Here is a 12,532-nt window from a genome sequence, read left to right on the forward strand (position 1 = left end):
GACGCCCCGGATAGACTGACTCGCGTCTCGGCGCAGCGGAGACGATCGATTTCGAAAGGCGGTGGGATGTGCACATCTCGTCGACGGTCGACCAGGCACTACGTCTTCTCATTCACCTGACGGATTCGCCCGATCAGACGCCCGCCGACCTGGCCCGAGACCTGAACATGAACCGGACCACCGTTCACCGACTCCTCGCGACGCTGCACGGCCGGGGCTTCGTCACCCGGGTGGGCGGCGCCGCCGTCTACTCGATCGGTCCCACTGTGCTGCGCATGGCCGAGTCCGTCGGACCCGATATCCGCACGGTGGCCCACCACGTCGTCGAGCAACTGTCCGAGACGACGTCGGAGACCGTCCTGCTGTTCGTCCCCGAGTTCTCCGGGCGACGGCCGCAGGCGATCGCGGTCGACCAGGTCGAGACCCGCGCGCACGTCGTACGCGTCGAGTTCACCGTCGGCCACCGGATCCCGTTGCATCAGGGGGCGGCAGCGCAGGCCATCCTGGCCCATGCGTCACCCGACGTGGTCGAGGCCGCGCTGAGCAACGCCGACGACCCCGACGCGGTCCGGGCCGCGCTCGCCCGCACCCGCGAGCGCGGATACTCCGCGACACACGACGAACTCCTCCTCGACGTCGTCGGCATCGCGGCACCGGTCCTGGACAGCGCCGGACATCCGCTCGGCAGCGTGTCCGTCGTCGCCCCGTCGAGCAGGGCCGAACAGCTCGACGGCATGGTCGACGATCTGCTCGAGTCGGTGAGGATCATCCAAGACCTCGTCGCGTCCTGACCGCCGACTTCGCAATATCGATCCCGCGGCGCGCGTGAACCTACACCGGGTGGCACGAGCACTCGCCGATAGACCGCCGTATGGCCTGAGCGGTGTAGGTCGCCACCGCACTTCGACACCGATCCGCATCGTCCGCCTCACTCTCCGAGAGCCGCCGCCCTGCGCGCGAGGTCGATGTCGAACACGAAGGCCGACTCGGGGTCGGCCGCCAACTGCTCGGTGGCTGCCGCGTGGCCGCGAATCACCGGATCCGGCGACCGCTGCGCGAGTGCGACGGCATGGTCGGCTGCATCGCCGAGTTCGACGAGGGCACGACTGAGGCTGCGGTGCATGTCCGCGTCACCTCGCCCGAACTGTGACGCCAGTATCGCGGCCAGCGCTGCCCGCTCATTGCCGGGAACGAGGACCACCGCTGCTCGCCACGCACTGCGCGAGACCTCGTCGTCTTCGTCGGTGAGCAGTTCGCGCGTGATCGCGGACCAGGTCGAGCCGTCACCGATCTTCGAGAGAGTGTGCAACGCCTGGCTGCGCGCCTGCGCGCACGAGGATTCGAGCTCAGCCGTCACTGCCGGCACGGTGCGCTCGACCGGATACCGGGTGATCGCCCAGGTCAGCATGTCGCGCACGTAGAAGTCCGGCTCCACACCGCATCGCGCGACCAACTCGTCGAGCAGTTCGGGCTCCGGATCGGTGCCCGCGGCGAGCGCGGCACGCAGCCGCGTCTCCGACCGCTCAGCGCCGAGAGCCGCCACGAGTCCTTGGGGCTTGTTCATCGGGGCAACCGCCTTCCTCACACTCCACAGGTTGACACAGTCGAAGGTCAAGGCGCTCAGGATCTTCAGTGAAGCGCGGAGCCGCGATTCCCCACCGGCCCCACAGCAGAACCGGCCATACTGACCCAATGGGACATCGCCTCGTCGCCGTACTGACCGCCCTCTCGCTCATCGTCGCTGTGGCCGTCGCGCCCGCCGCGTCGGCGAGTCCGCGTGCCGGGGCGCTTCCCGACGACTTCCTGTGGGGTGTCGCGTCATCCGGTTTCCAGTCTGAAGGCCACTCCCCTGACAGCAATTGGACGCGGTACATTCGGCAGGGCAAGACCGACGATACGATCGGCTCCTCGGTCGACTTCCGGCACCGTTACCGGCAGGACGTCGCACTCGCGAAGGGCCTCGGCGTCAAGGTATACCGGGTCGGGATCGAGTGGGCACGCGTAGAACCGCGGCCCGGCGTGATCGATCGGCGGGAACTCGCCTACTACGACGATCTGGTCAGGGCGATCGTCGACGCCGGAATGCGTCCGATGATCACCCTCGACCACTGGGTCTATCCCGGTTGGGTGGCCGACCGCGGCGGCTGGGCGTGGTCCGGCACGCCCGCGGCGTGGTTGACGCACAACACGATGATCGTCGATCGCTACGCGAAGTATCACCCGCTGTGGATCACGATCAACGAGCCGACGGTCTACGTGCAGAAGGAACTGCAGAAGGGCGGGATCTCGCTCGACGCGGTACCGACGATGATCGACCGGATGGTGCGCGTGCACCGAACGATCTACGACCGCATCCATCGCCGCGACCCGGACGCGATGGTGTCGTCCAACATCGCCTATCTGCCGACCGTCGAACCGCTCGTGGACACCGCCGTCGAGAACCGGATCATCGACAAGCTCGACTTCGTCGGCGTCGACTACTACTACTCGGTCTCGCCGACGGACCTGACCGCGGCGAATGCGGCGATCGACCGCATGTGGGACGCGTCGATGGCTGCCGACGGCGTCTACTACGCGCTACGCGACCTGCACGAACGTTTTCCCGGCAAGCCGTTGTACGTCGTGGAGGCGGGAATGGTCACCGAGAACGGGAAGCCGCGCCGCGACGGCTATCGGCGCGCCGACCATCTGCGCGACCTCGTCTACTGGATGCAGCGCGCCCGCGCCGACGGCGTGCCGCTCATCGGCTTCAACTACTGGACGCTCACCGACAACTACGAGTGGGGCAACTACGCGTCCCGCTTCGGCCTGTACACGGTGAACGTGAAGACCGACCCGACACTGACCCGCCGCCCCACCGACGGTGCCGCCGCGTACCGAGACGTGACCACCCGCAACGGCGTCGGACCGTCGTACCGCCCGAGCAGACCCGCCACCTGGTGTTCGCTCGTCGCCGCCCCCGCGAGTTGCGCCCGCCCGGCGAGGTGAAGCGCGACCTTCATCCCTTCGGGCTCCGACCGGCCTGTTTCAACGCGAGGCGCAGCGCGTACTCGAGTTGCCCGTTGACGCTGCGCAGATCGTCGGCGGCCCACTTGGCGATCGCGCTGTGCACGTCCGGATCCAAGCGCAGCAGAACCTTCTTGGGTGCGCGCTTGGCCGACTGCTCGATCTCGGTCATCCGTACAGCGATCCCGCGTTCACTACAGGCTGGGTAGCTCGGTCACCGCACAGCACGACGAGGAGATTCGACACCATGCTGGCCCGACGCTCCTCGTCGAGTTCCACGACGCCCTGTTCGGCGAGACGATCCAACGCGAGGCCGACCATGCCGACCGCGCCTTCGACGATCTGCTGGCGTGCGGCGACGACCTGGGCGGCCTGCTGCCGGACGAGCATCGCCTGCGCGATCTCGGGTGCATACGCGAGGTGCGTGATGCGGGCTTCGATGACCTCGATGCCCGCGGTCGCCGTACGCTCGCGCAGTTCGTCCGTCAGTTCCTCGGCGACGGTCGCTCCGTCGCGGAGGCTGGTCCGGTCGTCCTGGTGGGCGTCGTACGGGTGAATCGTCGCCAGGTGACGGACGGCGGCCTCCGACTGCGTCGCGACGTACTGTTCGTAGTCGTCCACCGCGAACGCGGCTTTGAAGCTGTCGACCACGCGGTAGACGACAACGGCGGCGATCTCGACCGGGTTGCCGTCGGCGTCGTTCACTTTGAGCATCTGCGTCTCGAAGTTCCGCACGCGCAACGAGATCGACTGCTTGTCCGAGAGCGGAACGAGCAACGAGAACCCTGGCTCGTTCACTGATCCGATGTAGCGCCCGAAGAACTGGACGACTTTGGCCTCGTTCGGTCCGACGACGGTCAGCCCGGTCAGTGTGAGGAGGGCTGTGACCCCGATGATGATCGCGACGACGACGAGAGCGACCCAGGCGGGCGATCCTCCGTCGGACAGCATCGCGATCGATGCGATGGCGGCGACCGCGCAGATCGCGATCACCACGATCCCGCCGATCAATCCGAAGAAGCCGTTCGTCCGCCAGGCCTGACGTAGTTCCATCCCGCGCCCCTAACTATCGAAGTGATATCACCACGGTATCGGTTCTCGGCTCCGGTGGGCCAGGGCTCGTCAGGGCTTGGTCATACGGCGCGAGCCGTTCTTCACCGTCCACGACTGCGCGTACCGCTGTCCCGTGCGACGGTCGGTGAGGTCGTCGAGGTTGTTCGACGTCGCGATGCCGTTCTTCACCCACTCCATCTGGCGACGCCCATGACGGTGCGCTCGGGGTCGTCGGACTCGCGGGAGAAGCGATCGGCCGAGATGTCGCGGTACGTGCGCAGATCGAGCATCGACAGTTCCGGCTCCCGCCGCTCCGATGAAGCCGCGGCGGGTGAACGTGAACGGGGCTGTTGACTCAGACATCGCGCTCACGGTTCCACTCCGCGACGACCCCCGGCAACGCGCGAGAGAACACGCGGGGCCGATCCGTCGGCCTCGAAGTCACCTTTCGTTCACCCGCTCATGCCAGTATCGATCGCATGATCGAGAACAGCCCAGAATCGGTCGGCCCAGATCGTCGTACGTTCCTCGCGGCGGCTGCGACCGCAGCCGGTACCGCCGCCGCCATCGGTGCGTCCGGCGCATTGGCGCCCAACTCTGCCGCCGCGCAACGCTTTCCACTTCCGTTCCAAGCCGGACAGCTCCGCGTGCTCGTCACCGGTGATGCAGGCACCGGCGAGAAGCCGCAGTACGCGGTGGCCGACGCGGCCCGCAGACTGCACGCTGCGCACCCGTTCGACATCGCGGTCGGACTCGGCGACAACATCTACGAGGCCGGACCGAACGGCCCGGACGACCGACAGTTCCGAAGCAAGTTCGAGAAGCCGAACGCGGGCCTCGACTTCCCGTGGCTGATGACGCTCGGCAACCACGACAACACGGCGATCTTCCCGGGCGACGGCGGTTGGCTGCTCCGCGGCGACGACGAGGTGAAGTACCACTCGCGGTCGCGTAGGTGGCATATGCCGTCGCGCTACTACTCGGTCGAGCTCGGGGTCGCCGACTTCTTCGTCCTCGATCTGAACCCGTTGGCCGCCTACATTCCGCCGTTCCTCTCGCCGGAGTGGGAGCCGGGCGGACGGTATATGACCCGCCAGGCCCGGTGGCTCGACGAGGCCCTCGCCGCGTCGACGGCCCCGTGGAAGTTCGTCTGCACCCACCACCCGTACGCGAACAACGGGCCGCACGGCCCGGCGGGCGACTACGACGGGCTGCCCGCACCGCTGAGCGGCGGCGCGGCGAAGACGTTCTTCGAACGGCACGTCGCGGGCCGCGCCCAGTTCCTGATGTCGGGCCACGACCACAGCCAGCAGGTGCTCGAGAACGTCGCGGGTCTGCGCGGCACCCGCCAGATCGTGTCCGGCGCGGCTGGCAAGACCGTGAACAAGGCGTCGTCGAAGCGTTTCCGTGCCCGCTACGAGAACCTGCGGGACCGCGGTTTCATGACACTGGACATCACGCCGTCGACAGTCGGGCTCACCGCGTACGAGGTGTCGGCGAGTCGACCCGGCGCACGGAAAGCCTTCGAGACCACGTACCGGCGCTAACGACGCGCAATGCCCAGCACCGGCGGCGTGCCTCGAGTGGTTCCTCGCTGTCGGGCTCGGCGTCGGCCTCGTCGCCAAGAGCTGCCCCAGATCCGCAGCCGCCCGAGGAGTCAGGTCCGACTCCGGTCAGAAGTGAAACATGTTCGCGTTATGCTCCGAACGTGAAGATCCCACGTGCATCCTTTCTGGCTGTCGCTGCCACGGCCGCAACGCTGCTGGTCGCGCCCGGCGTGGGCGACGGCGTCGCACATGCCGGACCCGCGTCGTGCGTCCCGGTCGGAACGGCCCAGCTGCCGCCGGGCGCACCGGCAACCGGCAGCCGGGCGGGTCTGACGGACTTCCCCCGCTACACCGGGCGGTCGGCACCGAAGCGCGTGGAGTTGCGGACCGAGACCACCCAGTTCAACCTGCATTGGGAGTTCGCCCTGGTCGGACATCGACTGATCACGCGGCCGAGAGGGTCGAACGGGCCATGGCGGACCGTGCCGCTGCCGAGCTGCCTGCAGAATCGTCTCGTCGCGATCTCGCTCGACGACGACGAACTCGTCGGCGTCGACCGCAAGGGCTGGATCTACACGATGGACAACGTGAATCAGTCGCCGCGCCTGTGGAACTGGACGTCGGCGTGGGGCGCGATGCTGTGGACCGCTCCCGGGCGCACCCTTCCCGATCAGCGCACCGGCGGTTGGGCACTGTCGGTCACCTCACCGTCGGACAATCGTGCGTACCAGGACATCGCGGGCCGCGTGCACCCCAGCGGTCAGGCCAAGATGACGATGATCCCGGCGTTGACCGGTGACGGCAGCCGCATCACGTATGCCGACCCGTGGCTACCGAACGACAACAGCTACGAGGTGGGCGGCCCGCTCGGCGGCCGCTTCAAGTCGACGTCGCTGTCGGCGGCGGCGTCGACGATGTTCGTGATCAACCGCTTCGGCGACATGTACACCCGCACATTCGACTTCGACTCGTCCGGCTCGGACTCGGTGTTCTTCCGCTACAGCTGGGACTCCCAGGACGGCAAGCCGAGCGCCACCGATCTGAACACCGAGACGTGGGACCGGTCGACCGCGGCGATCCAGCTCCCGGCTCCCGATTGGAGGCGCCAGCCGAAGATCCCGGGCGAGATCACCTCGACGATCACCGTTATCGCGACCGGACCCGGCGTCGAACGCCGAGAACTGCGCGTCGCGGGGCGACGCGACGGGGTCGCCGGGTTCTGGCACAAGGATCTGCACGCGTCGACGTGGTCGTTCTCCCCGACCGGCGGCGCCCTGTCGGGCACTCCGCTGCAGAATTCGGCAGCGGACCGTTCGTCGGAGACTCTCGCCCCACCGGTCCCGTGGAATCTGTCGGCCTCGCTCCCGTCGCGTAAGGCCGCCGTCGACGGGGAGACGCTGCTCGACATCGGGCTGCCCTACAGCGTGGTCGACCCACGTGTCCTGGACCGCATCGGTCTGCATGCGCCGAAGTCGGGCTATCGCCTGTACGTGAAAGCGTTCGACCCGGCGGCCACCACCCGGCCCGCCGTCGTGATCGCGCCGAACGGTCGACGCATCGACGTCCTCCTGCACACTGCCGACGGGATGCGGATGACTCCGAGCAGGCCCGGTCTGACTGCGACGCCGCGCCACCTGATCGGCGCGGTCGCGCTCGATGATGCGACGTACGCCCGCCGCGGTTCCGATCCGACGGTGAGGGCGTTCGTCCGTGACTGGATGAAGGGGAAGTCGATCGCACCGATCACGCTGAGCGCCACGTCGAAGGACCTGGTGATCCGATGAGCGGGGAGTTCGTCGATGTCGGCGACGACGTGCAGATCTGGGCGTCGAGCAGCGGTGAGGGTCCGACCGTCCTGTTGTCCGCCGGGCTCGGCATGCCCGCCCAGACGTGGGCGTTCAGCGGTCTCCCGGACGCGCTCGTCGCGGCCGGATTCCGGGTCGTCACGTATTCGGCGCGCGGCGTCGCCCCGTCGTCGGCTCCGCCCGCCCCGTACTCGGTGCACGACATCGCGGCCGACGCCGCCGAAGTCCTCGACCACTTCGAGGTGAACGAGGCGATCGTCGTCGGCTACTCGATGGGCTGCTACATCTCGCAAGCGCTGTTCGACGTGTGGGGCGGCACGGTCCGCGGTCTCGCGATGGTCGGCGGCCTCCGCTCGTCGACGATCGGAGTGGTCGTGAACGAGATGGAACTCGAACTGCTCGAGAAACTCGGTCATGTCCCGGGATCGGTGTCGTTGTTCGAGCAGCTGATGACCATTCCGTCGGCGGCCATCTTGCGCGACGACGCCCAGGTCGCGAACTGGCGCGCCATGCTCACCGCCTCCAGCGAGAACGTGTGGACTTCGGTCGACGGCCAGCACGGGCAGACCCGGGCGTCGTACGACTGGATGCGCTTGGGTGAGCCGACGGTCGAACGGTTGGCGGACATCACGTGCCCGACCTTGGTCGTCGGTTTCGGCGACGACCTGTTCTTTCCCGCAACCCAATCGCAGGAAGCCGCCTCGCACATCCCGAACGCGCAGTGGCTGCACGTCGACGGTGTCGGACACGGCGGCCTCATCTTCGATCCGGAGCGACGCGCCACCGACGCGGTCACCGCGTTCTGCCGCACGCTCTAATGCCGAGTGTCGTCACTTCCCGAATGGTTTGGCAGCGCTCCGACTCAGATCGGTCGGCCGTCCCATTCGTGGTCGTGCATGAAGCCGCCGTCGAGGCCGACGTGGTAGCGCCGGGCGTCGCGCAGAATGCCCGCGTACGCGATCGGCATCATGACGCCGGGCTTCGGATCCCGCTTGGACGCGATGACGTCGTCCGCCTTACGCATCTCGGCGAAGAACTTCCGGAACGTGTTGTCCGGGTACGAACTCTTCCGCCAGCCGTACAGCGCCATGCCTGCGCCGATCATCGTCGTACGCCCCTCGGGCGGCGTGATCAGATCGGTGTTCTCGCCGAAGAACGCCCGGTCGACGCGCTCCTCGTCCGTGAACATCATGATCCCGCTGGTGCCGCGCGGGTTGCATTCGATCGTGACGAGACCGCGGTCGGGGTGGTCGATGAAGTCGAGGCCCAGGTGCCCGGTGAACTCGAACTCCTTCACCAGTCGGCGACTCCAGTCGACGATGCCGGGGTGGTCGACGTGCTCGAACGTCAGACACGAGCTGCCGCCGATCGCGTAACTGACCGGATAGGTCGCGTGCGCATACATCTCACCGTCACGGCACACCGAGTACGTGCAGTACCGGTCGCCTTCGAGCCACTCCTGCGCGATCCACGGATTGGTCGGGTCGTAGGTGAGGTAGCTCAGATCGTCGCCCGGGTACGCCTTGTACACCTTCTGAGATCCGCGCGAGTACGCCTGTTTGATCGCGAACGGCGTCGTGAACTCCTCCGACGCCGCGACCGCATCCTCCGGTGACGAGATCTCCCGGAACTCGAGCGTGGATATCCCGTGGTCGACGAGCGCCTGCTGGTACTTGAGCTTGTTGTGGAGCGTGTCCTCGACCTCGAACGGGGAGAGGAACAAGTCGCACGACGGCGGGAACAGTCCGGCCATCATCGCGAGGATGTCGGTCTCTTCGTGGATCGGGATGACGATGTCGACCTTCTCGCGTTCGACGATCGCCGCCAACTCCCGGCAGTACTCCTGAGGCTTGTACTTCGGCGGGCTAACCCGATGGAACGCCGAGACCGCGTTCGAGTACCTGCTGACTCCGACGGCCATGCTGTCGACGACGGTCACCTTGTGCCCGGCGGCAGCCATCCGGCGTGCCAGGTTGAGGGTCAGGAACGACCGCGCGAAGGTGATGAGGACGTGTCTGCGCTCGGTGGATGCCACGCATACAGACTAGACACAGACCTATAGCCGACGTGTAGCGTGATGCACCTAGTGTCTCTTCCCTACTTGAATAGGACTCAGTTTTGTTCGCAATAGGCGTCATCGCTGCTGCAATGGCGGCGGTAGCGTACGGCGTTTCCACCGTTTTGCGCGCTCTCGGCGCTCGTCGCGTGGCCGTCGAGATGCGGGAGAACCCGGCGAGCGGACCGCACGCCTCGGAGGGGGCGGAGTCGTCGACGCCGTCCCTCACGTCGACGATGTCGACGATCGCCGACCCCGCGTTCCTCCTCGGCACCCTCATGGTGATCGTTGGCTTCGGCGGTGGGGCCCTCGCCGCTCGCTTTCTCCCGTTGTTCCTGGCGCAGTCGATCGTGGCGGCGAACCTCGTAGTCACCGCGCTGTTGGGCACGCTGCTGCTGAACATCACGCTGCACACACGCGACTGGGTCGCGATCTGGCTCGTGGTGTTGTCGCTGTTCCTGTTGGGTCTCTCGTCGGCGCAGCACGCGGTGGACACCGTCGAGCGACCGTTCCACTGGGGACTGCTCGCCGCGACCATCCTGGTCTGCGCGATCGCACTGATCAGCGTCTACACGCTCAAGAAATACGCGGCGATCGTCGGCGGAGCCACGGCCGGGCTGTTGTTCGGCATCATCGCGATCGCGGTGCGTGTGCTGGACGGCATGTCGCCGTTCAATCTCGTGACGATCCTGTCCGACCCGGCCGCCTGGTCGATCGCCGTCGCAGGAGCCGTCGGCTTCTATGTTCAGACCGTCGCGCTGCAGGTCGGCGCCGTGAACGGGGTGACCGCGCTGCTGGTGGTCTTCGAAACGGCAGGCCCGAGCCTGATCGGCGTCCTCTTCCTCCACGACTCGGCGCGGCCGGGATTGGCGTGGCTGGCGTTCGTCGGATTCATCGGCGCCGTGGTGGGCGCAGTCCTCGTCGCCTGGTACAGCACCGGCGACCCCGACCACTTCGGCGAGGCTCCACCGGAGAAGGGCGGCTGGCACCGCGGCCGCGAGAAACTCTCCGAAAGCTAGCCGACTCGCTACTCCCGAGCCGGGCTCGACGCGTGTGCCCAGAACCGCTTCGGGATGCGTCCGGCCCCGGCCGCCAGACGTCCGCCGATGACGGCGTGCCGCATGGCCGACGCCATCGCCTCAGGGTCGTTGGCACGAGTCACCGCACTGGCGAGAAGCACTGCGTCACAGCCCAGTTCCATGGCAAGGGCGGCATCGCTCGCAGTGCCGATCCCGGCGTCGAGGACAACAGGAATCCCGGCACGGGCGACGATCATCTCGATGTTGTGCGGGTTGGCGATGCCGAGGCCGGTGCCGATGGGTGACCCGAGTGGCATCACGGCTGCGACGCCCGTGTCCTCGAGCCGACGCGCGAGAACCGGGTCGTCGTTGGTGTAAGCCAGGACGTCGAAGCCGTCGGCGACGAGCATCTCGGCGGCTTCGACGAGTTCCAGCGGATCGGGCAGGAGTGTGTGATCGTCGGCGACGACTTCGAGCTTCACGAGATTCGTCTGAACGGCTTCGCGCCCGAGCTGCGCGCACAGCACCGCTTCCGCGGTGGTGTGGCACCCCGCGGTGTTCGGCAGCACTTCGATGTCGAGTCGGCGCAGCAGGTCGAGGACCCCGGTCCCCGACGCCGGATCCACGCGTCGCATCGCCACCGTCGTCAGTTCGGTGCCGGACGCGACGAGTGCACGTTCGAGGACGGCGAGGTTGACGGCGCCGCCGGTTCCGGTGATCAGACGGGAGCCGTACTCGCGGCCCGCGACGGTGAACGCGTCAGCCACCCTGCACCGCCGTGAGGACGTCGATCTCTGAGTCGTCGCCGATCTCCTCACTCCACCGGGTCTTCGGCCGCACCACGCCGTCGACCGCGACCGCAACGCCTTGGTCGGGGAATCCCATGTGCGCGAGGAGTTTCGGTACGTCGACCGGCCCGTCGATCTGCACTGGGTCGCCATTGACGGTCAATTCCATGCTCGCCTCTTTCCTACTCGGATTCTCGGAGTTTTCGGGATTCTCGGGGCTCTCCGGCCAGCACGTCCATGACGCGGGCCGCCGTCCACGGCGACAACGCGATCCCGTTGCGGCCGTGCCCGGTCGCGACGAGGATGCGGTCGTCGATCCGCTGCACGACGGGCACGCCGTCCGGCGACGACGGCCGGATCCCGGCACCCGCCTCGGCGAGCTCGTAAGTGCTCAGGCCGGGCATGACGGCGATCGCGTCGGCGAGGAGGTCGGCGACGCCACCGGCTTGCGGTACGCGATCGTCGGAACCGGCCGCCTCGTACTGGGTGGCGCCGACCACGACGCCGTCGGCGCGCGGCACCAGGTAGATGGGGCGGCCGTGTCGCCGTCCGCGGATCACGTGCTTCGGGGGCGGCACCGACCACCGAGTTCGGCGCAGCCGGAGGATCTCACCTTTCTCACCGTGGACGGAGATGTCGGCTCCGGCGACGGCGGCGAGCGCGGCACTGCCCAGTCCCGCTGCGATCAGGATCTGATCGCCCGGCAGTTCGGTCGGGTCGTCCACACCGGCGCGAACGATCCGTCCACCCGCTTCGCCGAGCCGTTCTTCGAGCGCTGCGACCAGGAGCCGATTGTCCACGGCGCCTTCGCCTTCGGCGAGATACCCGCCTGCGAGTCCGCGCGCCAACGCGGTCTCGCAGCGCCGCAGCTGCGCTCCCGTCGACCGCGCCAACCTCGCACCGGGTATCCGGTCACGAACGAAGCCGACCTGGTCGTCGAGGTAGGCCAGATCGGTGGCAGACGCGGCGAGCAGGATGCTGTCGGTGGCCGTCCGGACGGTCGGATCGCCGAGTCTGGTGAGGAAGTCCGGCCACAACGCTGCCGACTGCGCGGAGATGTCGAGGATTCGCCGTTCGCCGGGCTGGCCTTCACCGAAGCATCCGAGCATTCCGCCTGCGACGTGCGCGGCACGACTCGCCGACCCGGCGTCGTACACGGTCGTGGTCCATCCGGCGTCCGCGGCGGCCAGCGCGCACGCCAACCCGATCGCACCGCCGCCGACGACGGAGAGTTCTCGTCCCACGTGGATCAAATCCC

General features: G+C 67.6%; 14 protein-coding genes. 6 read left to right on the forward strand and 8 right to left on the reverse strand.

Going from position 1 to position 12,532, the window contains the following annotated elements; translation table 11 throughout:
* The first annotated feature begins 68 nt into the window (after nucleotides 1-68).
* Nucleotides 69-791: an IclR family transcriptional regulator gene (locus tag L5G28_RS00950; protein WP_236999931.1), complete on the forward strand. Its 723-nt coding sequence runs from the start codon at nucleotides 69-71 to the stop codon at nucleotides 789-791.
* Nucleotides 792-928: 137 nt separating this feature from the next.
* On the opposite strand, the gene L5G28_RS00955 is transcribed toward L5G28_RS00950, so the two are convergent.
* On the reverse strand, nucleotides 929-1,564 hold the full coding sequence (locus L5G28_RS00955) for a HEAT repeat domain-containing protein (RefSeq protein WP_236999932.1): 636 nt from the start codon (nucleotides 1,562-1,564) through the stop codon (nucleotides 929-931).
* A 128-nt stretch (nucleotides 1,565-1,692) separates the two neighbouring features.
* Between L5G28_RS00955 and L5G28_RS00960 the strand changes: the two genes are divergently transcribed.
* On the forward strand, nucleotides 1,693-2,988 hold the full coding sequence (locus L5G28_RS00960; RefSeq protein ID WP_236999933.1) for a family 1 glycosylhydrolase: 1,296 nt from the start codon (nucleotides 1,693-1,695) through the stop codon (nucleotides 2,986-2,988).
* Between the two features lie 10 nt (nucleotides 2,989-2,998).
* Here L5G28_RS00960 and L5G28_RS00965 read toward each other — a convergent pair whose 3' ends face one another.
* The 3 genes from L5G28_RS00965 to L5G28_RS00975 form a co-directional block, all read right to left on the reverse strand.
* Nucleotides 2,999-3,178, reverse strand: a complete 180-nt coding sequence (locus L5G28_RS00965; protein ID WP_236996682.1) for a type II toxin-antitoxin system antitoxin — start codon at nucleotides 3,176-3,178, stop codon at nucleotides 2,999-3,001.
* Nucleotides 3,175-4,059 carry an SPFH domain-containing protein gene (locus L5G28_RS00970; protein WP_236996681.1) on the reverse strand — a complete coding sequence of 295 codons (885 nt, stop codon included), beginning with the start codon at nucleotides 4,057-4,059 and terminating at the stop codon, nucleotides 3,175-3,177. Before L5G28_RS00970 ends, L5G28_RS00965 begins: the two co-directional genes overlap by 4 nt.
* Before the next feature lie 185 nt (nucleotides 4,060-4,244).
* Entirely contained in the window at nucleotides 4,245-4,349 is a 105-nt protein-coding gene (locus L5G28_RS00975) for an alkaline phosphatase D family protein (protein ID WP_236999934.1), read from the reverse strand.
* A 189-nt stretch (nucleotides 4,350-4,538) separates the two neighbouring features.
* On the opposite strand from L5G28_RS00975, the gene L5G28_RS00980 reads away from it, so the two are divergent.
* The 3 genes from L5G28_RS00980 to L5G28_RS00990 all read left to right on the forward strand — a co-directional run bounded on the left by L5G28_RS00980 (nucleotide 4,539) and on the right by L5G28_RS00990 (nucleotide 8,229).
* Nucleotides 4,539-5,606 (forward strand): metallophosphoesterase, encoded by a 1,068-nt coding sequence (locus L5G28_RS00980; protein WP_236999935.1) that lies wholly within the window; start codon nucleotides 4,539-4,541, stop codon nucleotides 5,604-5,606.
* 161 nt (nucleotides 5,607-5,767) lie between these two features.
* The gene (locus tag L5G28_RS00985; protein ID WP_372477136.1) at nucleotides 5,768-7,390 is read left to right on the forward strand and encodes a hypothetical protein; all 1,623 of its coding nucleotides are present in this window, start codon (nucleotides 5,768-5,770) and stop codon (nucleotides 7,388-7,390) included.
* On the forward strand, nucleotides 7,387-8,229 hold the full coding sequence (locus L5G28_RS00990) for an alpha/beta fold hydrolase (protein WP_236999936.1): 843 nt from the start codon (nucleotides 7,387-7,389) through the stop codon (nucleotides 8,227-8,229). Before L5G28_RS00985 ends, L5G28_RS00990 begins: the two co-directional genes overlap by 4 nt.
* A gap of 44 nt (nucleotides 8,230-8,273) precedes the next feature.
* On the opposite strand, the gene L5G28_RS00995 is transcribed toward L5G28_RS00990, so the two are convergent.
* Nucleotides 8,274-9,446 (reverse strand): ATP-grasp domain-containing protein, encoded by a 1,173-nt coding sequence (locus L5G28_RS00995; protein WP_236999937.1) that lies wholly within the window; start codon nucleotides 9,444-9,446, stop codon nucleotides 8,274-8,276.
* A gap of 113 nt (nucleotides 9,447-9,559) precedes the next feature.
* Here L5G28_RS00995 and L5G28_RS01000 point away from each other — a divergent pair, with 113 nt between their 5' ends.
* The gene (locus L5G28_RS01000) at nucleotides 9,560-10,486 is read left to right on the forward strand and encodes an EamA/RhaT family transporter (protein ID WP_236999938.1); all 927 of its coding nucleotides are present in this window, start codon (nucleotides 9,560-9,562) and stop codon (nucleotides 10,484-10,486) included.
* Between the two features lie 8 nt (nucleotides 10,487-10,494).
* Here L5G28_RS01000 and L5G28_RS01005 read toward each other — a convergent pair whose 3' ends face one another.
* The 3 genes from L5G28_RS01005 to L5G28_RS01015 are packed head-to-tail and all read right to left on the reverse strand — an operon-like array spanning nucleotide 10,495 to nucleotide 12,527.
* A complete protein-coding gene (locus L5G28_RS01005) occupies nucleotides 10,495-11,253 on the reverse strand; it encodes a thiazole synthase (RefSeq protein WP_236996672.1) in 759 nt (252 codons plus the stop codon).
* Complete coding sequence (thiS, locus tag L5G28_RS01010) at nucleotides 11,246-11,443, reverse strand: sulfur carrier protein ThiS (protein ID WP_236999939.1); 198 nt, start codon at nucleotides 11,441-11,443, stop codon at nucleotides 11,246-11,248. Before thiS ends, L5G28_RS01005 begins: the two co-directional genes overlap by 8 nt.
* 13 nt (nucleotides 11,444-11,456) lie before the next feature.
* Nucleotides 11,457-12,527, reverse strand: coding sequence for an FAD-dependent oxidoreductase (locus L5G28_RS01015; RefSeq protein WP_372477138.1), 1,071 nt, complete (start codon nucleotides 12,525-12,527; stop codon nucleotides 11,457-11,459).
* Between the last annotated feature and the right edge of the window lie 5 nt (nucleotides 12,528-12,532).

Origin of the sequence: Gordonia liuliyuniae, from assembly GCF_021739025.1 — a bacterium.
GTDB classification, from domain to species: Bacteria; Actinomycetota; Actinomycetes; order Mycobacteriales; family Mycobacteriaceae; genus Gordonia; species Gordonia liuliyuniae.